The organism is Thalassovita sp. (genome assembly GCF_963691685.1).
GTDB lineage: Bacteria > Pseudomonadota > Alphaproteobacteria > Rhodobacterales > Rhodobacteraceae > Thalassobius.
The window spans coordinates 447098-472848 of record NZ_OY829290.1; the positions used below are offsets into that span (position 1 = coordinate 447098).

Here is a 25751-nt window from a genome sequence, read left to right on the forward strand (position 1 = left end):
TATGATTGCGGTTGACGATCTGATCGCACTGGTTCGCAACTATAACCCCAAAACAAACGAAACACTGATACGCGAGGCCTATGATTATGGCCTTGCGGCACACGAAGGGCAGTTCCGCCACTCGGGCGAGCCCTATTTTACCCATCCCATCGCTGTTGCTGCCATCCTGACGGAACAACGTCTGGATGATGCCTCGATCATCACGGCCCTGTTGCACGACACGATTGAGGACACCAAAGCCTCCTACGGTGAGATTGCCGAGCGCTTCAGCCCCGAAGTGGCCGATCTGGTGGATGGTGTGACCAAGCTGACCAATCTGCAGCTGTCCTCGTCAGAAACCAAACAGGCGGAAAACTTCCGCAAGCTGTTCATGGCCATGTCCAAGGACCTGCGGGTGATCCTGGTCAAACTGGCCGACCGTCTGCACAACATGCGCACCATCAAAGCGATGCGACCTGAGAAACAGGCGCAAAAAGCCCGCGAAACGATGGAGATCTTTGCACCACTGGCAGGCCGGATGGGTATGCAGTGGATGCGCGAAGAACTGGAAGATCTGGCGTTCAAGGTGCTGAACCCGGACGCCCGCGCCTCGATCATGCGGCGGTTCGTGATGCTGCAGAAAGAAACTGGCGATGTGATTCACCGCATCACTGGCGATATGCGGGCCGAGTTTGAGGCCGCGGGCATCGAAGCGCAGGTTTTTGGCCGCGCCAAGAAACCCTATTCGATCTGGCGGAAAATGTCGGAAAAGGACGTGGGCTTCTCCCGCCTTTCAGACATTTACGGCTTCCGCGTGATCACCGACCGCGAAGATGACTGTTACCGCGCGCTTGGCGTGATCCACCAGCGGTGGCGTGCTGTGCCCGGCCGGTTCAAGGATTACATCAGTCAGCCGAAATCCAACGGCTACCGCTCGATCCACACCACGGTGTCGGGGCGTGACGGCAAACGGGTAGAGGTGCAGATCCGCACCCGGCAGATGCATGATGTTGCCGAAACCGGTGTTGCGGCGCATTGGTCCTACCGGGACGGCGTGCGCTCCATGAACCCCTTTGCGGTGGATCCGGCCAAATGGCTGGCCGGCCTCACAGAACAGTTCGACGCTGAGGAGGATCACGATGCCTTCCTCGAAGCGGTCAAGCTGGAGATGTATTCGGACAAGGTGTTCTGCTTCACCCCCAAAGGCGAAGTGGTGAAATTGCCCAAGGGCGCCACTCCGATTGATTTTGCCTATGCCATCCACACCCGGATCGGTAACGCCTGTGTTGGCGCCAAAGTGGACGGCATGCGTGTGCCGCTGTGGACGCGGGTCAAAAACGGCCAGTCGATCACCATCATCACCGCCGAAGGTCAGACACCACAGGCCACATGGCTGGATATCGCCATCACCGGCAAAGCCCGTTCAGCGATTCGCCGCGCCCTGCGTGAGGTGGACAAAGAGCGTTTCGGCAAACTGGGGCGTGAACTGGTGCGCTCGGTCTTTGATCATGCCGGTAAGAAGGTCACCGATAAGGTGCTGGAAACCGCCGCCCGCAACATGCGGGTGGAGGATGTGGATACACTGCTGGCCCGGCTGGGCAGTGCTGAGATCACTGCATCGGACGTGTTGCACTCGGTCTATCCTGAACTGAAAGACACTGAGGCTGATAATATTGAGCCGCGCCGCGCGGTTGTCGGCCTGTCGCCGGATCAAAGCTTCAATATTGCCAAATGCTGTCAGCCTCTGCCGGGTGAACGCATTGTGGGCATCGGCAGCCGCGGCAAGGGTGTGATGGTTCACGCGATCGACTGCGAAGCCCTGCAGGAATACGAAGATCAGATGAACCGCTGGCTGGACCTGCATTGGCATGCCGGCAAACACCCGGCGATTCACCATGCGATGCTGGAACTCACCATCGGCAATGACGCGGGCGTCTTGGGACGAATTTGCACATTGATCGGTGAGTGTAAGGCGAATATCTCGGACCTTGAGTTTGTGGACCGCAAGCCGGATTACTTCCGGCTGCTGGTTGATGTGGAACTGCGCGACGCAGAACATCTCCATACGGTGATGTCTGCGCTTGAAGCAGAGAGTGATGTTGCGGCCCTTGCGCGCTATCGGGATCCGTCGCGCGCCAGTTTTGTAACGGGTGAGTAGGAGGGCGGACCGCCTTGGTTTTCAAGCGCCGCGACAAACGACCGATCTGGCGGATCGTGTTCGAGTTCTTCTGGCCGCGCGGCGGCTGGGGGCGGGCGGCGCGTTACGTCAAACATCGCCTGCACCGTTTGCCCGATTCGCCTGAAAAGATCGCCCGCGGTATCTTTGCCGGTGTATTCACCACCTTTACCCCCTTCTACGGCATGCATTTTGTGGTCGCGGCGATCCTGTCGACTCTGATGCGCGGCAATGTGCTGGCCTCGCTCCTCGCCACATTCTTTGGCAACCCGCTGACCTATGTGCCGATTGTGATGACCTCGATGCAGACCGGCTACTGGATGCTGGGCATGGATGGTCGGCAGTTGGGATTTGGCCGTCATGTCGAAGGGGATCCCGCCACCGTCGGCGAACGGTTCCTGCAGGCAGGCGATGCCTTCTGGGATAACTTCCGCGCCCTCTTCACCGGGGCCGAGATGGACTGGAGCGATCTGTCGGTCTTTTATGATGAGGTGTTCTACCCCTTCATGATCGGCGGCATTGTGCCCGGAATCATCGCCGGGGCGATCTGCTATTACATTTCCGTCCCGCTGATCCGGGCCTATCAGAACCGCCGCAAAGGCGCGCTGAAGGCGAAATTGGATGAGTTGGCGAAAAAAGCGCATCTCAAGGCTGACGACAGTTCAAAACCGGACTAGGTTGGCCCGCGACGGGGAAGCCTATTGCGAAGGAGAAGGCGATGAAGCCTTTGGGAAAACTGCGTCTCGGCGTGAATATTGACCATGTGGCCACAGTGCGAAACGCCCGTGGTGGGGCCTATCCGGATCCGCTGCGCGCGGCAAAACTGGCAGAAGAGGCCGGTGCCGATGGCATCACCGCCCATTTGCGCGAAGACCGCCGTCACATTTCCGATGCTGACATCGATGGGTTGATGGAGGTCCTGTCGGTGCCGCTGAACTTTGAGATGGCCGCGACTGACGAAATGCAGCAGATCGCGCTGCGTCACAAACCGCATGCCGTCTGCATCGTGCCGGAAAAGCGTGAGGAACGCACCACCGAGGGTGGCCTTGAAGTGGCGCGTGAGGAAAACAAACTGGCCCATTTCATCGCCCCCCTGCGGGAGGCCGGCTGCCGCGTGTCGATCTTTATCGCTGCGGACATGAAACAGATCGAAGCTGCCGCCCGTATCGGGGCTGAGGTGATCGAACTGCACACCGGCGCTTATTGTGACCACTTCGCCGAAGGCAACATGGATCAGGTTGAGGTGGAGCTGAAAGCGCTGCGCGACATGTCAGCCTATGCCCATTCGCTGGGTCTTGAGGTGCATGCCGGCCATGGTCTGACATATGACACGGTGAAACCTGTCGCCGCCTTCCCTGAGGTGATGGAGCTGAACATCGGGCATTTCCTGATCGGGGAATCGATCTTCCGTGGTCTGACCCCGGCCATCAGCGAAATGCGCCGCCTGATGGATGAGGCCCGCGCTGAACTGGCAGAGGGCTAAGTCATGGCTGAGGGGCTGGTCTTTATCCTGATCGCCTGGGCGGTTGCCGGGGGCAGCCCCGGCCCGGCCACGCTGGCCATTTCTGGCACCTCGATGGGATTGGGCCGTCGCGCCGGACTGACGCTGGCGGCAGGTGTTGTCTGTGGATCCGCCTCCTGGGGAATCGCGGCAGGGCTTGGCCTGTCAGCGATGATGCTGGCCCATGCCTGGATCTTTGAGGTGCTGCGGTATGCAGGCGCGGCTTACCTTGGCTTTCTGGCGCTGAAATCACTGCGCGCTGCCTGGCGTGGTGGCGTGGTTGCGGTCACCCCATCGCAGGCGGGAAGTCGGTTGTTTGCCAAAGGTTTGGCCCTGCATCTGACCAATCCCAAAGCGATCTTTTCCTGGGGCGCGGTCTATGCCGTGGCCCTGCCTGCGGGCGCTGATATGGCTGCGGTCTGGTCGCTGTTTGGAGCGTTGATTGCAGTCTCAATGCTGGTGTTTTTTGGCTATGCCCTATTGTTCAGCACTGCAGCGATTGCGGCAGGCTATGCACGGGCCAAGCGCGGATTTGATCTGGTGTTTGGATTGATGTTTGGCGCTGCAGCGGCCAAGATCTTCACAACCCGTGTGGAGGCCCCCTAATGCGTAACGCTTTAACCGCCCTGTCCGTTTTCTTGTCGACCGCCTGCATCCCAGCGCTGGCCACAGCGGGGGAAGTGATTGAGTGTGACTGGCAAGCGCAGGCCCGCAATCTGGCGGAACCCTGGGAGGAGAGCACCCGCACCTTTGCCAATGGCGCGGTGCGGCTGGCGCTGTTGGATACGGTGGAGCCGGCAGCGGGGGCGTTCCATCTGCTGGTTCTGTCACCGCCCTATAATGAACTAGGTGACAGACAGTGTCGCGTTGTCACCCTTGGCGGTGGCGCAGGATTTTCCGGCATCGACTTTGCCAATGTCGCCGCCGCCTATGATCTGTCGATCGGGCTGATCTTCAATTTTGAGGCACAGCGGTTTGACTCCGACTATAACGACTTCCTGCCGATCACGCTGGAGGTCACGCTTAATCAGGCGACGGGTCAGATCGGGGTATGGCACCAATGATCCTGGGGATCGGTACAGATCTGGCCAATATCGAACGTATCGCAGGCACGCTGGAGCGGTTTGGCGACCGGTTCCGCAATCGCGTCTTCACCGATCTTGAGCAGGCCAAGGCGGAACGTCGCAAGGATGTGGCGGGCACCTATGCCAAACGCTGGGCCGCGAAGGAGGCCTGTTCCAAGGCGCTTGGCACTGGTTTGGCGATGGGCATCGCCTGGAAGGACATGTCGGTCCGGAACCTGCGCACCGGGCAACCGGTGATGGAACTGACCGGCTGGGCCAAAGAGCGGCTGGAGGCGATGACGCCTGAGGGCCATGAGGCGACGGTGCATGTCACCCTGACCGACGATCACCCTTGGGCACAGGCCTTTGTGGTGATTGAGGCGCGCCCGATCCCGCCGAAGGCAGACCTGCACGAAGGGTCGGGTTGACACACCGGGCACAACCGCTCATCTACCAAATCAAAGATTTCTAGGAGAAAGAACAGATGGCAGCAGAGGCCAAAAAGGGCAATGCGGTGGTTGAGACCATCAAGACGGTGGTTTGGGCGCTGGCCATTGCGGGTATTTTCCGCACCCTGTTCTTTCAGCCGTTCTGGATCCCGTCGGGCTCGATGAAATCGACGCTGCTGATCGGCGATTTTCTCTTTGTGAACAAGATGGCCTATGGCTACTCCTACGCCTCTTGCCCGAACATCCGCATGCTGGGTCTGGATGCGAAAAACATCTGTGCCGTGATCGATGGTGAGAACACCCGCGTCATGGGGTCTGAGCCGGAGCGTGGTGATGTCATCGTGTTCCGCCATCCGGTGACCGGGCTGGATTACATCAAACGTGTGATTGGCATGCCGGGTGATACCGTGCAGGTCAAACAGGGGATTCTGCACCTGAATGGCAAAGCCGTGTCGCAGGAACCGGTAGAGGATTTCGTTGAAATTGCTGAGGCCCAGGGCCCGCAGCGTCTACGCCCGCGGTGTTCTAATGGCCCGGTGGGTCAGGGCGGCGATTGCGCCAAAGAGGCCGCGATTGAGACCCTGCCGAACGGCCGCAGCTACACCATCCTGAACATCGGCAACCAAAGCTCGGACAACACGCCGGTCTATACCGTGCCGCAGGGCCATTATTTCTTCATGGGTGATAACCGTGACAACTCCACCGACAGCCGCGTGCCGCAGCAGGCCGGCGGGGTTGGTTTTGTGCCTTATGAAAACCTGATTGGCCGCGCCGATCGCATCATGTTCTCCTCGGGCGGCACCTCGATGCTGGCCTTCTGGACCTGGCGCGGGGATCGTTTCTTCAAGGCGGTGGAATGAAACTTTCTGCAGAACTGAAGGCCTTTCAGGGCCGGATTGGTTACGACTTTAAACAGCCCGAGCTTCTGCTTCGGGCTGTTACCCATTCGTCCAAATCCTCCCCCACACGCGAAGACAATCAGCGGCTGGAGTTTCTGGGCGACCGGGTGCTGGGGCTGGTGATGTCCGAGGCGCTGCTGGAGCGTGACAAAGGCGCCAGTGAGGGCCAGCTTGCCCCCCGTTTCAACGCCTTGGTGCGCAAAGAGGCCTGCGCTGATGTCGCCAAAGACATCGATCTGGGTGCGGTGCTGAAACTTGGCCGGTCCGAACAGATGTCCGGTGGCCGGCGCAAACTGGCGCTGCTGGGCGATGCGATGGAGGCGGTGATTGCCGCCGTCTATCTGGATGCGGATTTTGAAACCGCCAAGGCGATGGTGCTGCGGCTCTGGGGCAGCCGGGTGGACAGCGTCGATGCGGATGCCCGCGATCCCAAAACCGCCCTGCAGGAATGGGCCCAGGCGCGCAAACAGACGCCCCCCAGCTACGCGGAAGTGTCACGGTCGGGGCCAGACCATGCGCCGGTCTTCACCATTTCCGTCACCCTGCAAAGCGGCGAAAGCGAACAGGCCACCGCGGCCTCCAAGCGGTTGGCGCAACAGGCTGCCGCCAAGACCCTGCTGGAGCGCCTGACACAGGCCTAACCGCCCTTCTGGTCAAAGCCGGTGAAATCGGCTAGACCTGCCCCCCTTGCCGGGCAGACACTGAGGTCTGTCGCGGAGACTGACTACCTTAGGAATTCACACATATGACCACACGCGCCGGATTTATCGCCCTGATCGGAGAGCCCAATGCGGGCAAATCCACCCTGACCAATGCCATGGTGGGGGCCAAAGTTTCCATCGTGACTCATAAGGTGCAGACCACCCGCGCCCGGATCCGTGGCGTGGCGATGGAAGGTGATGCGCAGCTGGTGTTTGTGGACACGCCCGGCCTGTTCAAACCGCGCCGCCGTCTGGATCGCGCCATGGTGGCTGCGGCCTGGGGTGGCGCCGTGGATGCGGATGTCATCGTGCTGATGGTCGAAGCCCACCGCGGTGTGACCGAAGGGGTGGAGCGTATTCTGGAAGGTCTGGAGGAGATTGGTGAGGGGCGCAAAATCGCGCTGGCCATCAACAAGATCGACCGGGTGAAACCCGAGGTGCTGCTGAAACTCAGCGCCGATCTGAACGAACGCTATGACTTCGTGCACACCTTCATGATCTCGGCCGAGAAGGGCCGCGGTGTGAAGGATTTGCGCAAATGGCTGGCCAAGGAACTGCCGGAGAGCCCCTGGCTCTACCCTGAGGATCAGATCGCGGACCTGCCCATGCGCATGATCGCGGCCGAGATGACGCGCGAAAAGCTGACGCTGCGCATGCATCAGGAACTGCCCTATCAGCTGACCGTGGAAACCGAGAACTGGGAAGAGCGCAAAGATGGCTCTGCCAAGGTGGATCAGGTGATCTACGTCGCGCGCGACGGGCACAAGGGGATCATCCTTGGCCATCGCGGCGAAACCATCAAAGCCATCTCCAAAGCGGCTCGTGAAGAACTGAGTGAGTTCCTGGGCCGCAAGGTGCACCTGTTCCTACAGGTGAAGGTGCGCAGCAACTGGCTGGAAGAAAAAGAGCGCTACTCAGAGATGGGGCTCGATTTCAAAGACGGCTCTTAACTTTTGAAGATGCCTGAGGCGTGTAAGAACCAGAAGGTGCCAAGGAAGCCGAACAGGCCGCCCAGGCTCATCTGGTAGGGCTCGGGCATCAGATGCAGTTCGAAGTAGGCCGCGCCCATCAGCGCAACACCCATCGTCACCATAAAACGCGGGACAATTGTCCGTCTGCGGAAATTCGACATGTAAACCTCATGACTGGTGGTTTGACTCGTTAAGCTGGTAGACTCTACGTCACTTTCACCGGGACTTTTAATTATGCGTTTGACTGCTCGCACTTGGGTTGATGCCTATCTGACCAGACTCCGCTTAAGTGATATTCCGGCCTTTGTGGTGGCCCATGGCGATGACACGGCTGGGGCGGTGCTGGTGAAGCTGAACACACTGGATGGTCAGGCGGTTGGATTCCAACGCTCGTTTGACCTGATGACCGGCGATCGCAAATGGATGGAACTGTCATCGGGGGATGAGCGGGAGGTGGATGCATCGATCAGCAAGCAGCGGTCCTTTGATCCCGACCTCTGGGTGATCGAGGTCGAAGATCGCGCCGGCCGCCACCTGCTGGATGAGCCGGGATTGGCGGATTGATCGCCGCTTGTAACTTCGCCTGATAAACGCAAAGCTGACCTTATGGAGTGGCGGGATCAGGGCATATTGCTGGCAGTGCGCAAACACGGGGAGACCTCAGCGATCCTTGAGGTGTTCACCCCGACGCATGGGATTCATGCCGGTGTGATGCGCGGTGCCACCAGCCGCAAGATTGCCCCCATTCTGCAGCCCGGTGCCCAGCTGGATGTGCAATGGCGCGCCCGGCTGGAAGATCACATTGGCAGCTATAGTGTTGAGCCGCTGCGCAGCCGGGCGGCGATGGTGATGCAGGACCGTCAGGCGCTGGCCGGGTTGAATGCGGTTTGTGCGCTGCTGGTGCATTCGCTGCCGGAACGTGAACCGCACCCGGCGCTTTATGAACGCACCGAGGCGCTGTTTGACATTCTGGATGAGACAGAGCTGTGGCCGCTGGCCTATCTGCGTTGGGAAGTCGCGCTGCTGGAGGAGCTGGGCTACGGTCTGGACCTCGATGAATGTGCGGTGACCGGCAAGACGCAGGACCTGATTTACGTGTCGCCCAAAACCGGCCGTGCCGTATCGCGTGAAGGGGCGGGGGACTGGGCAGACCGGATGCTGCCGCTGCCCTTTGCGCTGAAGGGCGGGCTGGACCCGGATCCGCAAGAGGTGGCCCTGGGGCTGCGCACAACGGGACATTTCCTACAGAAATCGCTGGCCTCTGGCACACGGGGGCGGCCCCTGCCAGAAGCGCGGCAACGGTTTATTGATCGGTTGCTTAGATAAATGGATCTCTAAGATAAGCGGTCAGCGCAGCGACATCACCAGATCGATCAGCGAATCCATCGGCGCCACATCGTCATTGGCGGGCAATTCGCGCAGCCCGACCGAGGCGGCAAGGATCAGCCGCGCCCATTCCGGGTTTGAGATGCCTGATTCTTTCAACAAGCCGTCCAATAGATCCAGCCGCAGACCATCCACCTTGGCGACCCGTTCGGCCACCTTGGGATCATCCTTGGCCCAGGCGCGCATGGCGTGTTCGGGATTGGCATCGGCTAAGACGGCGCTGTCATAGCTTGTCACCTCAGCGCCAAGGCGGCGCAGGCGGGCGATGGCGTTCGGCTCTTCTTCGATGACGGTGGTCAGCGCGGTCAGCGCCTCAGCCTCCCAGACGTCCAGCATGGCGGCCTGATAGGCCGGAACATCCGCGAAGTGCCAGTAGAAGGACCCCTTGGTCGTCTTCATGCGTCGGGCCAGAGGTTCGGCTTTCAACGCGTTGGGGCCGTCCTCTGTCAGGGCGGCGAAACCGGTTTTTAACCAGTCGGCTTTGGAAAGGCGCGGTTTGCTGGTCATGGGGAAATGCTACGCTGCAGCATTTCATTTTGCAACTGCAGAATTTCCCCGGGCGCATTTTGTCACAGAAGGTGGGTGCTGAGCCTAGAGGTCGATTTCGATCTCACCCCCCGGTTCGGCCGCACGGGACTGGCACAGGATGATCCCGGTTTCGCGCTGTTTGTTTGACAGGACGAAATCGCGGTGTTCCACCTCACCGGCCACCAGCCCACATTTGCACACGCCGCAGATGCCATCGGCGCATTTCACATCCACATGCACGCCGTTTTCGATCAGCACATCGCTGGCGGTCTTGTCCTCTGGCACCTCAAGGCGGCGGCCGTCTTGCAGTTTCAGGGTGAAGGGGTGGTTTTCGTATTCGGGCTGTTCGGGCACGTTGAAGTATTCCAGATGCCGCCCCTCTTCGGGGAAGCCCTGGCGTTCGGCGGCCTCCATCACACCGGCCATGAAGCGATCCGGGCCACAGGTGTAGACGTGCCAGCCCTCGCGGTAGCCCGACAGCACCTGATCCAGATCGGCGCGGGTGCCTTCATCACTGAAGTGGTAATGCACCTTATCCGCCCATGGCATGGCGGTGAGATCCTCCAGGTATCCAGCATTGGCGCGGCTGGAGCAGGAGTAGTGCAGGGCAAAATCACGGCCCAGGTCATGCAGACGGTGGGCAAAGGCGATCATCGGCGTGATGCCGATCCCGCCGCCCATGAGGAAGGTCTTCTCGGCCTCTTCAACCAGCGGGAAGTGGTTGATCGGTTTGGAGATGAAGACCTTGCGCCCTTCCTCAAAGATGCGGTGCAGCAGAGCGGAGCCACCGCGGCCTTCGTCCTCGCGCAGGACGCCGATCTGATAGCGGCCGGTTTCGGACGGGTTGCCCGACATCGAATATTGGCGCAGGAATTCGGGCGCGACGAGCACGTCCAGATGGGCGCCTGCCGTCCAATCCGGCAGCGGGGCGCCGTCCAGCGTGGCAAACTCATATTTGGTCACATCGGCGGTCATTGCTTCGACCTTGCTGACCTCTACCCGGATCACGGGGGCATCGGTGGGGGTCTCGTACCGGTGCACCACGCTCAGATCGCCGGCGGCCAGTTTGGCGCGGTATTCTTCGGCCGGGATCATCGCCTCATAGGCGGCAATGCCTGCTTCGCGGTCCATCGGGAAGGGGTAGGGCCAGGGCGGCGGCGCCAGCGGGGCGGGGTAGACCGCAAGTGTCTGATCCTCATACTTCAGGTCCAGATCGGTCTGTAGGTCGCGCCGGTTCAGCGGGTGTTTGCTGGGGTAATAGGCGCCGTCATCTGACAGCTCCAGATCCCACCACCATTTCTTGACGTCGTTGAGGCCACCGTTGCCCAGCTTGTCGTCCAGCTTGGCCAGCACCGGGGCGGCGGCGGGGATGTTAGAGGCTGCCCAGCGGAATGGGGCCTCGGAAAACAGGCCCTCCAGGTTCCAGGGGCAGGTTTTCATGCAGCGACCACACATCGCGCCGCCCGGTGTGGTGATCCGGTAACTGGCGCATTTCTGGCTGTCGGATTTCCAGATCTCATAGCCGTTGAACATCAGCTTCGGCCCGGCGGTGATCGCACCAGAGGGGCATTCGCGCGCGCACTTATTGCAGCTTTCGCAGAATTTCTGCAGGCCGAAATCGATCGGTTTGTCATGCGCCATCGGCATGTCGGTGGTCACCACGCCGGATTTCAGACGCGGCCCCAGATAGGGGTTCAGGATCACCTCACCAATGCGGCTGACCTCCCCCAGACCGCTGAGCAGCAACAGGGGCGGCTGCAGCACTTCGCCGTCCATCACCGTGTGGGCCTTGGCGGAATAACCCAGGTTGCGGATCTGCTGGGCAATCACCCCCCCCAGCAGCGAGAACCGCAGGTAGGCGCGCATTGACTGCGCCACCGCGATCCAGTCATCGCCTGAGGAGCCCTCCATCGTTTCGCGGCCCTGATCGATGATCATCGAAATGGCGTTGTCGTGGCGCGGCGTGATCTCTTCCCCGGCGGCATCGTGGCTGTACCAGGCCCAATCGGGGCAACGGCTGAGGCCAACGGCATCGGCGCCAAGGAAGTAGCTGGTGGCCTTGATGTTCAAAGCGTTGATCATGGGATCAGCGGGATGGGACCCGGCCGGGTTCGGGTCGCCGTTCTGGATCACCACAAAGGCACCCAGCGCGCGGCGTTGGGCAAAGCTGGGCGCGGACTTGCGCACGTAGTGGCCGTTTTTAGTGGCCTCCTGCACGTGTTTGCCCATGTCACCGAAAAGGGCGCGGGCAAACATATCGGCCCGTTTGGGCACCCGGGCCACATTGGGTTCATCGATATAGGTGGTGGGGTCCTCCACCCGTTTCAGCCGTTCAAAGGGATGGCCGCCATCGGCAAAACGACGTTTGGCAAAGGGATCGCGGTTGAGGGCGGATTTGGAACTGTTGGTGCCCAGCCACCAGGCGGGGCCATTGGTGGCCTTCCACGGTTGCTGCACCATCGGCGCCAGCGGCTGATCGGTGGCAACCGGCAGGGTGCAGGTCACCGCCGCCAGCCCGAATCGGGGGCCAACCCAGGGCGCAACCAGTTCGCCGCCTTCGAAACTGGCCAGACCTGCGGCCACGGCGAGGTGGTTCAAATCTACGTCAGAGGAGCCACCGGAATGCGCTTTGGCGCCCCAGCCTAGCAAGCGGATGTAGTTGGCCAGCACCGCCGCGGTTTCATTGGCACGCAGGCAGGCGCGTTGCGCCTGGGCATCTTTGATCCAGTCCGTGCCTGCCTCAGTCGGGCCAGGATCGCGCGGGTATTCATAGAGGAAGACCAGCGCATATTCGTGATCGTCAATCGACGAGGGCGGCGCGGCCATGGCCTCTTTCAGCTCGGCCATGATCATGTCGATGCCCGAGGCCAGCGTCTTCGTCTGCCGGGTTTTCAGCGCCTCAGCCAGACGCTGAATATCGGGGTTCAGAACCGGTGCCTCCAGCCGCGCGGCCTGGGGCAGACGGCAGATGCCGACCATGCTGGCGTCACTGAAATAGCCGAATGATTTCAGATGATTGGCGCGCTCTTCCAGGTCGGCGGGGATGTCGGACTGCAGCCGGTTCACACCCCCGTCGCGGATCGCATCCAGCATGGCCTGATATTCGCCCATCGCGTTGACGATGCTTTCAGGCGCATCGGGGCGGCGGAAGCTGACAGGGGACCAGGCGGGAAGTGCTGAAAGATCAGGCAGCTCCGTTTGGCGGCGCAGATTTTCCATCGGGTAAGGGCCCAGATGGACCGGTCGTGATTTGTCCGAGAAAAAGCGCAATCCCATTGACGGCGGTTCCTTCATGCTGGCGGCCCGAGAGCCCAATATTTTATGGGGCGGCATTCCGGGCAGGTGGCTTTGGAAGACAGCCACTATCGGGCGGGGAGACCGCAGAAAATCCTCATCTCTGAGGAGGGTCGGCCCGTCGGCGCCAGGCAAGTTTTTTTCAACTGCTTAAATTTTACCATTTGGAAAAAAACAAAAAGGGTGCAGAGTGATTGCAAAAAAGAAGACAAAACCAAGCTCAGTGGAGGTATTCATGACTTCAAACGCGCTGACGCCAGGCATTGTTTCTGGACGGCTCCCTGCGGAGGACCTGTTCGAGAATTTCTCGGACTTGCATCCCCCGCTTGACGATCACGAGGCGCTTGTCGCCGCGGATCGTTGTTACTTCTGTCACGACGCGCCCTGTATGACGGCCTGTCCGACAGATATCGATATTCCCTTGTTTATCCGGCAAATCGCCACCGGCACCCCGGATGCGGCGGCCAAAACCATTCTGGAGCAGAATATTCTGGGCGGCATGTGTGCCCGTGTCTGCCCCACCGAAACGCTGTGTGAACAGGCCTGTGTGCGCGAAACCGCTGAGGGCAAGCCGGTGGAGATCGGCAATTTGCAGCGCTACGCCACCGATACTTTGATGGCATCGGGCGTGCATCCGTTCACCCGTGCGGCCGCAACGGGCAAGAAAGTGGCTGTTGTGGGCGCGGGTCCTGCGGGCCTCAGCTGTGCGCACCGTTTGGCCAGCAAAGGCCATGACGTGACCATCTATGATGCGCGCGCTAAATCCGGTGGCCTCAATGAATTTGGCATCGCGGCCTACAAGTCGGTCGATAACTTCGCCGAAAAAGAGGTCGACTGGCTGCTGCAGATCGGGGGCATCACCGTGGAGCACGGCAAAGGCTTGGGCGCCGGCCTGTCACTGGAGAAGCTGAAGGCCGATTATGACGCGGTGTTCCTGGGCATCGGTCTGGCCGGTGTAAACGCGCTGAATGTTGAGGGCGAGGACAAAGACGGCGTTTTGGATGCGGTCGATTTCATTGCCGAGCTGCGCCAGGCCGATGACCTGTCTCAGGTGGCGATTGGCCGGGATGTTGTGGTCATTGGCGGCGGCATGACCGCTGTGGATGCTGCCGTGCAGGCCAAGCTGCTGGGCGCCTTGAACGTCAGCCTAGTCTATCGCCGCGGCAAAGATCGCATGAACGCCTCCGCGTTTGAGCAGGAACTGGCCGCCACCAAAGGTGTGCGCATCATCACCAATGCTTCGCCCAAAGCGGTGATCGGAAATGGCGCGGTGCAGGAGATCGAGTTTGAATACACCGACAATGATCTGAAACCTACAGGTCAGACGGTACGTCTGGCTGCCGATCAGGTGTTCAAGGCCATCGGTCAGCAGTTGGGCGGTGATGACCTGCCCGCGGTGGAGCGTGGCAAGATCACCGTAAGTGGCGCAGGGCGTACCAGCATGGCAGGGGTCTGGGCTGGGGGGGACTGTGCCTCAGGCGGTGATGACCTGACCGTGACCGCGGTGGCCGAGGGTCGCGATGCGGCCGAAGACATTCACGCCGCGCTGTCGGCGTAAGCAAAGGGAGATAGCACAATGGCCGATCTCACAAGCGAATTCATCGGGATCAAATCCCCAAACCCTTTCTGGCTGGCCTCTGCGCCGCCGACAGACAAGGAATACAACGTCCGCCGCGCCTTTGAGGCCGGCTGGGGCGGCGTGGTCTGGAAAACCCTGGGCTCCGAGGGCCCGCCGGTGGTTAACGTCAACGGCCCGCGCTATGGCGCGATCTGGGGCGCTGACCGTCGCCTCCTGGGGCTCAACAATATTGAGTTGATCACCGACCGTCCGCTGGAAACCAACCTGCGCGAAATCAAATCGGTGAAGCGCGACTATCCTGATCGCGCGGTCATCATCTCACTGATGGTGCCCTGCGATGAGGAGAGCTGGCGCGATATCCTGTACCGTATCGAAGATACCGGTGCAGATGGGGTGGAGCTGAACTTTGGCTGCCCACATGGTATGGCCGAACGGGGTATGGGCTCTGCCGTGGGGCAGGTGCCGGAATACATCGAAATGGTGACCTCCTGGGTCAAACAGTATTCCAAGATGCCCTGCATCGTGAAGCTAACCCCGAACATCACCGATGTGCGCAAACCGGCCGAAGCCGCCCTGCGCGGCGGCGCTGATGCGGTCAGCCTGATCAACACGATCAACTCGATCACCTCGGTCGATCTGGATGATTTTGCACCGGAGCCAACGATTGACGGCAAAGGCACCCACGGCGGTTATTGCGGCCCGGCGGTGAAACCGATTGCGCTGAACATGGTGGCGGAAATCGCCCGCAGCCCGGAAACCGCAAACCTGCCGATTTCGGGCATTGGTGGCGTGACCACCTGGCGCGATGCGGCCGAGTTCATGGCGCTGGGGGCGGGCAATGTGCAGGTCTGTACCGCCGCGATGACCTATGGGTTCAAAGTGGTGCAGGAGATGATCTCAGGCCTCAGCGATTACATGGATCGCAAAGGCATGACCTCAACCAGCGAGCTGGTTGGCCGCGCGGTGCCCAATGTCACCGACTGGCAGTATCTGAACCTGAACTATGTAACCAAGGCCAAGATCGACCAAGACGCCTGCATCAGCTGCGGCCGCTGCTTTGCGGCCTGTGAGGACACCAGCCATCAGGCGATCGAGATGTCTGAGGATCGGGTGTTCACGGTGAAGGATGACGAATGCGTTGCCTGTAACCTCTGCGTCAATGTCTGCCCGATCGAGAACTGCATCACGATGGAGCAGGTCGCTGCCGGTCAGTTGGATGAGCGCACTGGTGAAAAAGTGCCGGAAGAATACGGCAACTGGACGCAGCATCCGAACAACCCCTCTAACTTTGAGGCGGCTGAATAAGGCAGTTGTTCTAGGTACCTGAAGCCAATGAAAAGCGCCCTGGCCGAAAGCTGGGGCGCTTTTTCAATGTTTGGCATTTGAGTATTTGAGGATCATTGAAAGGCGCAGGTGGTACGGCCGCTGCCGCGCCGCGGTATTCGATGTGGTTTACGGCGTCAGCAATTTGCGGAACATCGTGTCCAGATAGGCATCGGCGCCGTCGATCGGGTCACGTTCATCGGGGCTGAGGACACCGATCTGCACCTCAAAGTCTGCATAGTGCTGGGTTGTTGCCCAGATTGAATACAGAAGGTGGCGCGGATCAACCGTGGCCAGCTGGCCGGCCTGCATCCAGGTGCGCAGCACTTCGGTCTTTTCATCCACCAGGGGTTTAAGCCCGCTGATCAGATGCGGTTTCATCCGGGGCGCGCCTTGTAGGATCTCATTGGCAAACAGGCGGGATTCACGCGGATATTCCCGGCTCATCTGCACCTTGCGGTGAATATAGGCCATGACCTCTTCCAGCGGGTCGCCATTGGGATCCATCTCGGCCAATGGGTCCAGCCAGGTTTCCATCAGCTGGTTCAGCAGGGTCACATGGATCGCTTCTTTGCCATCGAAGTAATAAAGGATGTTGGGTTTGGACAATCCGGCGGTTTTGGCGATCTGGTCCAGCGTTGCGCCGCGGTAGCCATGCTGGGCAAAAACCTCAAGCGCGGCCTCGATGATCCGTTTGCGGTTGCGCAGCTGAATCCGGCTGAGCTTTTTCTCAGCGGGGGGCGTTTGCGCCGTTTCCTTGGCGGTTTCCTGAGCTTGATCTTGGGCCTGATCTTGGGCGGTATCACTTTGCGTCATGCGGACCTCTGAATGCGGTGCCACGAAAAACATCGCGGTCTGATAACTTGGCCATTGCAGCGGCGCCAATGAAAGAGTTTTCTTGACAGGTGCCCCTGCGTTCGCAATCGTCACTTTACCAAATGGTAAAAAAGCAGCAAGAGGGCGCCGCTCTCCAGCCAGAAGAAGGTCCGGGACAGGGCTAGAGCAGTCAGCGGCACGCCCTCTCACGACCACTGGAGAGGGAGATCGGCATGTCCGCGCCGGGTGAAAATCTGAAAATCAATGGCGACCGTCTTTGGGACAGTCTGATGGAAATGGCCAAAATTGGTCCCGGGATTGCCGGGGGCAACAATCGCCAGACCCTGACCGATGAGGATGCCGAGGGTCGCGCGCTGTTTCAGCAGTGGTGTGATGCAGCGGGTATGAGCATGGGCGTGGACACGATGGGCAATATGTTTGCCACCCGCGCCGGCACCGACCCTGAGGCGCTGCCGGTTTATATGGGCAGCCATCTGGACACCCAGCCGACGGGTGGCAAATACGATGGTGTTTTGGGGGTTCTGGGCGGGCTGGAAGTGATCCGCACGATGAACGATCTGGGCATCAAAACAAAACACCCCATTGTCGTGACCAACTGGACCAATGAAGAGGGCACCCGTTTTGCCCCGGCGATGCTGGCCTCGGGCGTGTTCACAGGTCGTCATACCCAGGATTGGGCCTATGACCGTGTGGACGCCGAAGGCAAACGCTTCGGGGATGAGATCGCGCGGATCGGCTGGATCGGTGATGAAGAGGTCGGCGCGCGCAAGATGCACGCGATGTTTGAGCTGCACATCGAACAGGGCCCGATTCTGGAGGCTGAGGGCAAAGACATCGGGGTTGTGACCCACGGTCAGGGCCTGCGCTGGATCGAATGCACCGTGACCGGCAAGGAAAGCCACACAGGCTCCACCCCGATGCCGATGCGCAAGAACGCAGGCCGTGGTCTGGCCCGCATCACCGAGCTGGTGCATGAGATTGCGATGAAACATCAGCCCAATGCGGTGGGCGCGATTGGCCATGTGGATGTCTATCCGAACTCGCGCAACATCATCCCGGGCAAGGTGGTCTTTACCATCGATTTCCGCTCGCACCTGCAAGAGGTGATCGATGCGATGCTGGCAGAGTTTGCTGAAAAAGCGCCGAAGCTCTGCGAGGAGATTGAGGTTGGGCTGGAGTGGGAGATCGTCGGCCAGTTTGATCCGCCCGCCTTTGATGAGGGCTGCGTCAACGCCGTGCGCGATGCGGCGGAACGTCTGGGCTATAGTCATATGGATATCGTGTCCGGCGCCGGCCACGATGCCTGCTGGGTCAATGATGTGGCCCCAACCGCGATGATCATGTGCCCCTGTGTCGATGGCCTCAGCCACAATGAGGCCGAGGAGATCAGCAAAGACTGGGCCGCTGCTGGCACCGATGTGCTGCTGCATGCCGTTTTGGAAACCGCACAGGTGGTTGAGTGATCAGATAACATATCGGGGGCCACGCCCCCGACCCCCCGGGATACCTAAAAAACAAAGACACCGGGGCAGTTTCAGGGAGAAAGACAATGACAACCAAAGTGATCAAAGGTGGCATGGTTTGCACCGCCGACCGCACCTGGAAGGCCGATGTGCTGATCGAGGGCGAGGTGATCAAACAGATCGGCGAAGATCTGAAAGGCGATGAATATATCGACGCTGAAGGCGCCTATGTGATCCCCGGCGGGATTGATCCGCACACCCACCTGGAGATGCCCTTCATGGGCACCACCGCGGCCGAGACCTTTGAAAGCGGCACCTGGGCGGCGGCCACGGGCGGCACCACCATGTTGGTTGATTTCTGCCTGCCGGGTGAAGACGGCTCGATCAAAAACGCGATCAATGAATGGCACCGCAAGTCGGCGCCGCAGATCTGTGCCGACATCGGCTATCACATGGCGATCACCGGCTGGAATGAGACCATCTTTGACGAGATGAAAGACGCCGTCGATATGGGCGTCAACTCGTTCAAACACTTCATGGCCTATAAGGGCGCGCTGATGATTGAGGACGATGAGATGTACGCATCCTTCAAGCGCTGCAAGGAACTGGGTGCGCTGCCGATGGTGCATGCCGAAAACGGCGACCTGGTGGCCGATCTGCAGGAAGAGATGCTGGCCAAGGGCATCACCGGTCCCGAAGGTCACGCCTATTCGCGCCCGCCTGAATTTGAAGGGGAGGCCGCCAACCGCGCGATCACCATCGCGGATGCAGCTGGCACCCCGCTTTATATCGTGCATGTCAGCTGTGAGCAGGCGCATGAGGCGATCCGCCGTGCCCGCCAGAAGGGTATGCGCGTTTATGGGGAACCGCTGATCCAGTTCTTGACCCTGGATGAAAGCGAGTATTTCAAAGGTGACTGGATGCATTCGGCGCGCCGGGTGATGTCACCGCCGTTCCGCAATAAGGCACATCAGGACAGCCTCTGGGCCGGTCTGCAATCGGGCAGCCTGCAGGTGGTGGCCACCGATCATGCAGCCTTCACCTCCGAGCAGAAGCTGATGGGCAAAGATAACTTCTGCCTGATCCCCAATGGTTCCAACGGGTTGGAGGAACGTCTGGCGGTGCTCTGGACCGAAGGGGTGGAAACCGGCCGTCTGACCCCAAATGAATTTGTCGCGGCCACCTCAACCAATGTGGCGAAGATCCTCAACATCTATCCCAAGAAAGGGGCGATTGTGGAAGGTGCGGATGCTGACATCGTGGTGTGGGATCCAAAGATTTCCAAAACCATCTCGGCGTCGAACCACCATTCGGTGCTGGATTACAACGTGTTTGAGGATTTCCAGGTCAAAGCGCAGGCGCGTTACACCCTCAGCCGCGGCGAGGTCATCTGGGCCTGGGGCCAGAACAGCCAGCCGCAGCCGGGCCGGGGCCGCTTTGTGCCGCGTCCGGCCTTCAATTCGGCCGCCGTGGCGCTGTCGAAGTGGAAGGAACTGACCGCTCCGAAGCAGATCAACCGCGATCCGCTTAATATTCCAGCAGGTATCTGAATTGGCGACGCCCCGGACCCGTGTTCGGGGCGTTCGTTATTGACCAAAAGGTAAAATAATTGCGCAGTTCAAGCGCAATAACGGAGACACAGGGACGTGACCAATACCACCGTGATCAGCGCGAAGAATCTGTCGCTGACATTTGAGACCAATGATGGACCCGTGCATGCTTTGAAAGATGTCGATCTGGACATCCACAAAGGGGACTTTGTCAGCTTTATCGGCCCGTCGGGCTGCGGCAAGACCACATTCTTGCGCTGCATGGCCGATCTGGAACACCCCACAGCAGGCAGCATCACCGTAAACGGCGTCAGTGCTGAAGAGGCCCGCAAAGCCCGCGCCTATGGCTATGTGTTCCAACACGCGGGCCTTTACCCCTGGCGCACCATTGGCGGCAACATCAGCCTGCCGCTGGAAATCATGGGTTATTCGAAACAGGATCAGCAGGACCGCATTGCCCGGGTGCTGGAACTGGTGGAGCTGGAAGGCTTTGAGAAGAAGTTTCCCTGGCAACTGTCCGGCGGTATGCAGCAGCGCGCCTCAATCGCGCGGGCGCTGGCCTTTGATGCTGATATTCTGCTGATGGATGAACCTTTCGGCGCCTTGGATGAGATCGTGCGCGATCACCTCAATGAACAGCTGCTGAAACTCTGGGCGCGCACCAACAAAACCATCGGCTTTGTCACCCACTCGATCCCTGAGGCGGTGTACCTCTCGACCAAGATCGTGGTGATGAGCCCGCGGCCGGGCCGGATCACCGATGTGATCGAAAGCACCCTGCCAAAAGAGCGTCCGCTCGACATCCGTGACACGCCGGAGTTCCTGGAAATCGCGCACCGGGTGCGTGACGGTTTGCGCGCGGGGCATGCCTATGATTGATCCGCAGAACCTAACGCGACGCGGCGCAGCGGGGCGTCCCCCACTGCACCATCGCCCCGCCTTTGGGTTAAGGGGGCGGGCCCTTTCAACGATCACGGTCATCGGCTCTCCAGCCTGTACCGTGGCCGCAGTTAACCACCAATTCCTTTCAATGATCTTAAATTACTCAAAAACCTGTGCACGCGGCTGGGCAGGCGGTTTGAGTATTTGGGGATCATTGAAAGCGCAGGGGGGCGTGGCATGAGATCCCTCCTTCCAATTTTCACCGTGGTCGCCGCGATTTTTGTGATCTGGTATGGCGCAGCGGTGGCGCTGAACACGCCCTGGGCCAAGGATCAGGCCAAGCGCAACAATGTGGAGCTGAGCTTCACCGAACTTGTCGCAGACACATGGAGCCAGAAAAAGCCCAAGCTGCCCGCGCCGCATCAGGTGGTGGCAGAGATCTGGAAAACCACTGGGGAGATGGTCGCTAAGGGGCGCGCCTTTTCCAAGCGGTCGTTGATTTATCACAGCTGGATCACGCTCTCGGCTACTATGCTGGGCTTTGTCATGGGCACGGGCTTCGGCATTCTGCTGGCGATCGGCATTGTCTACAACCGCGTGATGGACATGAGTGTGATGCCCTGGGTCATTGCCAGTCAGACCATTCCGATCCTGGCGGTGGCGCCGATGATCATTGTGGTGCTGAATGCGGTGGGCATTTCCGGTCTGCTGCCGAAAGCGATGATTTCGATGTATCTGTCCTTCTTCCCGGTTGTGGTTGGCATGGTGAAAGGGCTGCGCAGCCCTGATCAGATGCAGCTGGATCAGATGCGGACTTGGAATGCGACCTCAGGGCAGGAGTTCTGGCGTCTGCGTCTACCCTCCTCGATGCCGTTCCTTTTTGCCTCGCTCAAGGTGGCGATGGCGGCGTCGCTTGTCGGGGCCATCGTGGGTGAATTGCCCACCGGGGCGGTTGCCGGCCTTGGCGCGCGTCTGCTGGCGGGCAGCTATTATGGTCAGACCATCCAGATCTGGAGTGCGCTGATCATGGCGGCGGCTTTGGCGGCGGCGCTGGTGGCGCTCATTGGTCTGATCCAACGGATGACCCTGAAGAAGATGGGGATGGCGCAATGATGTGGATTGCCTTTGGATTTATCAGCTGGCTGATCGGCTGGCGGGCCAATGTGTGGCTGGCCGCCCAGCCGAAATCCCGCTTCACCTCACTGGCGGTGCCGGTGATCTTTGGGGTGACCGTTATCCTGATCTGGGAGGCCGTGGTGCGCGGCTTTGAAGTGTCACCGGTGCTGTTGCCGGCGCCATCGGTTATTGCGGTGACCTTTGCGCAGTCGACCCATATCCTGTGGCAGGATTTTGTGCAGACCGTGATCAAGGGCGCCTTGTCGGGCTATGTGCTGGGCTGTGGTTCGGCCTTCCTGATTGCCATTGTGATCGACCGTTTCCCGTTCCTGCAGCGCGGGCTTTTGCCGGTGGGCAACTTCGTGGCGGCCTTGCCGATTGTGGGCATGGCACCCATCCTGGTTATGTGGTTCGGCTTTGATTGGCAGTCCAAGGCGGCGGTTGTGGTTGTCATGGTCTTTTTCCCGATGCTGGTGAACACGGTTGAGGGGCTGCAGGCCACCGACAAGATGCAGCGGGATCTGATGCGGACCTATGCCTCCAGCTATGGGCAGACCCTGCTGAAGCTGCGGCTGCCTGCGGCGATGCCTTTCATCTTCAACGGGCTAAAAATCACTACCACCTTGGCGCTGATCGGTGCCATCGTGGCAGAGTTCTTCGGATCCCCCATCAGGGGCATGGGGTTCCGTATCTCAACCAGTGTCGGGCAACTGGCGCTGGATCTTGTCTGGGCCGAGATCGTGGTTGCCGCGATCGTTGGTTCGGCTTTCTACGGCGGGGTTGCTTTGCTGGAAAAGGCAATGACCTTCTGGCACCCGTCGCAACGTGGCTGACGCAACTAAAAATCAACGCAGCCAAAATCCAACAAGGGAATAAAACAAGGAGTGTATGAGATGAAAACCATGGTGAAATCGCTGGGCGCGGCTGCGCTGGGCCTCTGGGCCGGTATGGCGCAGGCCGCAGATGATGTGACCCTGCAGCTGAAGTGGGTGACCCAGGCGCAGTTCGCGGGCTACTACGTGGCGCTGGACAAGGGCTTCTACGCCGAAGAAGACCTGAACGTGACCATCAAACCCGGCGGCCCGGACATTGCCCCGGCGCAGGTGATCGCGGGGGGCGGTGCAGACGTTGTGCTGGACTGGATGCCGTCGGCGCTGGCCAGCCGTGAAAAGGGTCTGTCGCTGGTCAACATCGCCCAGCCGTTCAAATCCTCGGGCATGATGCTGACCTGCCGCAAAGATGCAGGCGTGTCGGGCCCCGAAGATTTTGCCGGCAAGACCCTGGGTGTCTGGTTCTTCGGCAACGAATATCCCTTCCTCAGCTGGATGAGCAAACTGGGCCTGTCGACCGAAGGTGGCGATGGTGGCGTGACCGTGCTGAAGCAGGGCTTCAACGTGGATCCGATCCTGCAGGGTCAGGCGGCCTGTGTGTCGACCATGACCTACAACGAATACTGGCAGATCATCGACGCGGGTCTGAGTCCCGACGATCTGGTGGTGTTCAAATATGAAGATCAGGGCGTCGCCACGCTGGAAGACGGCATGTATGTGCTGGAAGAGAACCTGAAAGACCCGGCCTTTGAAGATAAGATGGTGCGTTTTGTACGTGCTTCGATGAAGGGCTGGAAATGGGCCGAAGAGAACGCCGAAGAGGCTGCGATGATCGTGCTGGACAACGATGCCTCGGGCGCACAGACCGAAGAGCACCAGATCCGCATGATGGGTGAGATCGCCAAGCTGACCGCAGGCAGCAACGGCGCGCTGGATCCGGCCGACTATGAGCGCACGGTTATGTCGCTGATGTCGGGTGGCTCGGACCCGGTCATCACCAAGAAGCCTGAGGGCGCTTGGACCCATGCGATCACCGACAAGGCGCTGAACTAATCAGATGGTTTGATCAGTGATTCTCTGAGAATTCAGGGACAATGATGGGCTGCCCCAGTGGGCGGCCCATTTTTTTGTCGGCAAACAAAGTTCCAAATTTCACCATAAATGCTTGCCTTTTCTTTTACTTTCAAGCAAAGCTGACCGTAGGGTTGGTTTTGATTTAATTGACATGGTCAATGAATCTTATGAAAATGTTGCCAGTCAAAACAGAATGTAGTTAACATGTGCATTACTTGTCGGGGAGGACGGTTATGCAAAACGAAGCGATCAAACTGGAAGAGGGGCCGAAGTTCTACGGCTACTTCCGTTCGTCGTCTTCCTACCGCTGCCGCATCGCCTTCAACCTGAAGGGTCTCGACTACACCTTTGAGCCGGTTCACCTGAAAAACGGCGCCCAGAAAGAGGCCGCGTTTGCTGCGCTGAACCCGCAACAGCTGCTGCCGGTTCTGGTGACCCCTGAGGGCACAGTGCTGCGTCAGTCGCTTGCGATCCTGGAATGGCTGGATGAACGTCACCCGGAGGTGCCGCTCTTGCCGCAGGATCTGGATCAACGCGCCAAGGTGCGTGGCTTTGCCCAGTCCATCGCCTGTGAAATCCATCCGCTGCAAAACCTGCGTGTCCTGCAGCACCTGAAGGGCCCCTTGGGCGCGGATGAGGCGGCGGTCATGGACTGGCTGCACCGCTGGATTGGTGACGGGCTCACCGCCTGTGAGGCGCTGCTGCAGGAAGAAGGTACAGACAGTCGGTTCTGTTTCGGCGATACGCCGGGGCTGGCCGATATTTGTCTGGTGCCGCAAGTGTTTTCCGCCGAACGGTTCGGCGTTGATATTTCCGGGCTGCACCGGGTGCGGGAGGTCTGCAACGCTTGCGCAGACCTGTCGGCCTTTGCTGCGGCCCACCCGGCCAAGCAGCCGGACTTTGAGCCCTGAAAAGGGTGCCGCGTTCGCCCGAGGAGGGGCGGGCGCTCATCACATCCCGCGCATGCGGGGCAACGAAGACGGTCCATGGGAGGAAAGACATGACCATTTTGAAAAACGCTCTGCGTGGTGCGGCAACCGCCGCTGTACTGATGGGCACAGCCGCAACGGCTTTTGCCGCTGAGGTGACGCTGAACCTGCACCAGTTCCTGCCGGCGCAGGCCAACGTGCCAAAGCACATTCTGGATGTCTGGGCTGACAAGGTCGAAGCCGACTCCAACGGTCGTATCGAAATTGCACGCTATCCCGCCATGCAGCTGGGCGGCACCCCGCCTGAGCTGATCGGTCAGGTACAGGACGGTGTGGCAGACATCGTTTGGACCGTTGGTGGCTATTCGCCGGGTCGTTTCCCGCAGGCCGAAGTGTTCGAACTGCCCTTCATGATGACCAATGCCGAAGCCACCAGCCGCGCCTATTGGGAATATGCCGAAGCCAACATGCTGGACAAGGAATATGCCCCCTTCAAGATCATCGCGCTGTGGGTTCACGGCCCGGGCCTGATCCACTCGAAAGAGCCGATCACCTCGGTGTCGGATCTGAACGGTGTGAAACTGCGCGCCCCGACCCGCGTGACCAACAAGATGTTCTCGTCGCTGGGCGCCACCCCGGTGGGCATGCCGGTTCCGGCCGTGCCTGAGGCGCTGTCGAAAGGTGTGATCGACGCAACTGTTATTCCGTGGGAAGTGACCGGCGCCCTGAAAGTACCGGAACTGGTGGAAAACCACACCTCCTTCGGTGACAGCTCGCTCTACACCACCACCTTCATCTTTGCGATGAACAAAGAGAAGTACATGGCGCTGCCGGATGATCTGAAGGCCGTGATCGATGCCAACTCGGGCGCCGACACTTCGGCTTGGGCTGGTAAAACCATGCAGGCTTATGATGAGCCGGGCCTGAAACAGGCGATGGAGCGTGGCAACAACATCATCGAACTGTCCGACGATCAGGTTGCTGAATGGAAAGCCGCCGCCGCCAATGAAGAGGCCGACTGGGTCGCTGAAATGAACGGCAAGGGCTTTGACGGTCAGGCGCTGCTGGATCAGGCCAAAGCGCTGATCAAACAGCACAGCATGTAATCCCGGACGGGATCTTAACGATGGGCCGCGGCGGTGACGCCGTGGCCCTTGCAACACACGGGGCGCGCAGCTGCCTCGGACTGCTTAGCGGGTCACACTCAGGCCTGAAAAGGG

At 59.9% G+C, this 25751-nt stretch carries 25 protein-coding genes; 21 read left to right on the top strand and 4 right to left on the bottom strand.

Annotated features, from left to right (window positions below):
- The first annotated feature begins 1 nt into the window (after position 1).
- From ACORLH_RS02095 to era, 9 genes are all read left to right on the top strand, one after another.
- Positions 2-2137, top strand: coding sequence for a bifunctional (p)ppGpp synthetase/guanosine-3',5'-bis(diphosphate) 3'-pyrophosphohydrolase (locus ACORLH_RS02095; protein ID WP_321830964.1), 2136 nt, complete (start codon positions 2-4; stop codon positions 2135-2137).
- A 14-nt stretch (positions 2138-2151) separates the two neighbouring features.
- Complete coding sequence (locus tag ACORLH_RS02100) at positions 2152-2832, top strand: DUF2062 domain-containing protein (RefSeq protein WP_321830965.1); 681 nt, start codon at positions 2152-2154, stop codon at positions 2830-2832.
- A 41-nt stretch (positions 2833-2873) separates the two neighbouring features.
- A complete protein-coding gene (locus ACORLH_RS02105; RefSeq protein WP_321830966.1) occupies positions 2874-3638 on the top strand; it encodes a pyridoxine 5'-phosphate synthase in 765 nt (254 codons plus the stop codon).
- Positions 3639-3641: 3 nt separating this feature from the next.
- Entirely contained in the window at positions 3642-4262 is a 621-nt protein-coding gene (locus ACORLH_RS02110) for a LysE family translocator (RefSeq protein WP_321830967.1), read from the top strand.
- Entirely contained in the window at positions 4262-4720 is a 459-nt protein-coding gene (locus ACORLH_RS02115; protein ID WP_321830968.1) for a hypothetical protein, read from the top strand. Before ACORLH_RS02110 ends, ACORLH_RS02115 begins: the two co-directional genes overlap by 1 nt.
- Entirely contained in the window at positions 4717-5148 is a 432-nt protein-coding gene (gene acpS / locus ACORLH_RS02120; protein ID WP_058245203.1) for a holo-ACP synthase, read from the top strand. Before ACORLH_RS02115 ends, acpS begins: the two co-directional genes overlap by 4 nt.
- A gap of 56 nt (positions 5149-5204) precedes the next feature.
- Positions 5205-6029, top strand: coding sequence for a signal peptidase I (lepB, locus tag ACORLH_RS02125; protein WP_321830969.1), 825 nt, complete (start codon positions 5205-5207; stop codon positions 6027-6029).
- Positions 6026-6709, top strand: coding sequence for a ribonuclease III (gene rnc, locus ACORLH_RS02130; protein ID WP_058245201.1), 684 nt, complete (start codon positions 6026-6028; stop codon positions 6707-6709). Before lepB ends, rnc begins: the two co-directional genes overlap by 4 nt.
- 104 nt (positions 6710-6813) lie before the next feature.
- On the top strand, positions 6814-7719 hold the full coding sequence (gene era, locus ACORLH_RS02135; protein WP_321830970.1) for a GTPase Era: 906 nt from the start codon (positions 6814-6816) through the stop codon (positions 7717-7719).
- Here the strand turns inward: era and ACORLH_RS02140 are convergent.
- Positions 7716-7901 carry a hypothetical protein gene (locus tag ACORLH_RS02140; RefSeq protein WP_321830971.1) on the bottom strand — a complete coding sequence of 62 codons (186 nt, stop codon included), beginning with the start codon at positions 7899-7901 and terminating at the stop codon, positions 7716-7718. The two genes, era and ACORLH_RS02140, sit on opposite strands and share 4 nt — an antisense overlap.
- A gap of 70 nt (positions 7902-7971) precedes the next feature.
- Here ACORLH_RS02140 and ACORLH_RS02145 point away from each other — a divergent pair, with 70 nt between their 5' ends.
- Together ACORLH_RS02145 and recO are read left to right on the top strand one after the other, a co-directional pair.
- A complete protein-coding gene (locus ACORLH_RS02145) occupies positions 7972-8304 on the top strand; it encodes a DUF1491 family protein (protein ID WP_058245199.1) in 333 nt (110 codons plus the stop codon).
- 42 nt (positions 8305-8346) lie between these two features.
- Complete coding sequence (gene recO / locus ACORLH_RS02150) at positions 8347-9066, top strand: DNA repair protein RecO (protein WP_321830972.1); 720 nt, start codon at positions 8347-8349, stop codon at positions 9064-9066.
- A 21-nt stretch (positions 9067-9087) separates the two neighbouring features.
- Here the strand turns inward: recO and ACORLH_RS02155 are convergent, their stop codons facing one another.
- Positions 9088-9633, bottom strand: a complete 546-nt coding sequence (locus tag ACORLH_RS02155; protein ID WP_321830973.1) for a TetR/AcrR family transcriptional regulator — start codon at positions 9631-9633, stop codon at positions 9088-9090.
- Positions 9634-9717: 84 nt separating this feature from the next.
- Positions 9718-12930, bottom strand: coding sequence for a reductive dehalogenase (locus tag ACORLH_RS02160; protein WP_321830974.1), 3213 nt, complete (start codon positions 12928-12930; stop codon positions 9718-9720).
- Between the two features lie 253 nt (positions 12931-13183).
- Here ACORLH_RS02160 and ACORLH_RS02165 point away from each other — a divergent pair, with 253 nt between their 5' ends.
- Positions 13184-14506 carry an NAD(P)-dependent oxidoreductase gene (locus tag ACORLH_RS02165; RefSeq protein WP_321830975.1) on the top strand — a complete coding sequence of 441 codons (1323 nt, stop codon included), beginning with the start codon at positions 13184-13186 and terminating at the stop codon, positions 14504-14506.
- 18 nt (positions 14507-14524) lie between these two features.
- The gene (gene preA, locus ACORLH_RS02170) at positions 14525-15832 is read left to right on the top strand and encodes an NAD-dependent dihydropyrimidine dehydrogenase subunit PreA (RefSeq protein WP_321830976.1); all 1308 of its coding nucleotides are present in this window, start codon (positions 14525-14527) and stop codon (positions 15830-15832) included.
- Positions 15833-15979: 147 nt separating this feature from the next.
- On the opposite strand, the gene ACORLH_RS02175 is transcribed toward preA, so the two are convergent.
- Positions 15980-16666 (bottom strand): TetR family transcriptional regulator C-terminal domain-containing protein, encoded by a 687-nt coding sequence (locus ACORLH_RS02175; RefSeq protein ID WP_321830977.1) that lies wholly within the window; start codon positions 16664-16666, stop codon positions 15980-15982.
- 233 nt (positions 16667-16899) lie between these two features.
- Here ACORLH_RS02175 and ACORLH_RS02180 point away from each other — a divergent pair, with 233 nt between their 5' ends.
- The 8 genes from ACORLH_RS02180 to ACORLH_RS02215 all read left to right on the top strand — a co-directional run bounded on the left by ACORLH_RS02180 (position 16900) and on the right by ACORLH_RS02215 (position 25637).
- Complete coding sequence (locus tag ACORLH_RS02180; RefSeq protein WP_321830978.1) at positions 16900-18150, top strand: Zn-dependent hydrolase; 1251 nt, start codon at positions 16900-16902, stop codon at positions 18148-18150.
- Positions 18151-18236: 86 nt separating this feature from the next.
- Complete coding sequence (gene hydA, locus ACORLH_RS02185; protein ID WP_058245191.1) at positions 18237-19700, top strand: dihydropyrimidinase; 1464 nt, start codon at positions 18237-18239, stop codon at positions 19698-19700.
- A 96-nt stretch (positions 19701-19796) separates the two neighbouring features.
- Positions 19797-20579: an ABC transporter ATP-binding protein gene (locus tag ACORLH_RS02190; RefSeq protein WP_058245190.1), complete on the top strand. Its 783-nt coding sequence runs from the start codon at positions 19797-19799 to the stop codon at positions 20577-20579.
- Positions 20580-20819: 240 nt separating this feature from the next.
- The gene (locus tag ACORLH_RS02195) at positions 20820-21695 is read left to right on the top strand and encodes an ABC transporter permease (RefSeq protein WP_321830979.1); all 876 of its coding nucleotides are present in this window, start codon (positions 20820-20822) and stop codon (positions 21693-21695) included.
- On the top strand, positions 21692-22531 hold the full coding sequence (locus ACORLH_RS02200) for an ABC transporter permease (RefSeq protein ID WP_321830980.1): 840 nt from the start codon (positions 21692-21694) through the stop codon (positions 22529-22531). The genes ACORLH_RS02195 and ACORLH_RS02200 overlap by 4 nt, the downstream gene beginning before the upstream one ends.
- 69 nt (positions 22532-22600) lie before the next feature.
- Positions 22601-23581 (top strand): ABC transporter substrate-binding protein, encoded by a 981-nt coding sequence (locus ACORLH_RS02205; protein ID WP_420719821.1) that lies wholly within the window; start codon positions 22601-22603, stop codon positions 23579-23581.
- A gap of 254 nt (positions 23582-23835) precedes the next feature.
- Entirely contained in the window at positions 23836-24513 is a 678-nt protein-coding gene (maiA, locus tag ACORLH_RS02210) for a maleylacetoacetate isomerase (protein ID WP_321830982.1), read from the top strand.
- Positions 24514-24602: 89 nt separating this feature from the next.
- Positions 24603-25637 carry a TRAP transporter substrate-binding protein gene (locus ACORLH_RS02215; RefSeq protein ID WP_321830983.1) on the top strand — a complete coding sequence of 345 codons (1035 nt, stop codon included), beginning with the start codon at positions 24603-24605 and terminating at the stop codon, positions 25635-25637.
- Positions 25638-25751 lie beyond the last annotated feature (114 nt).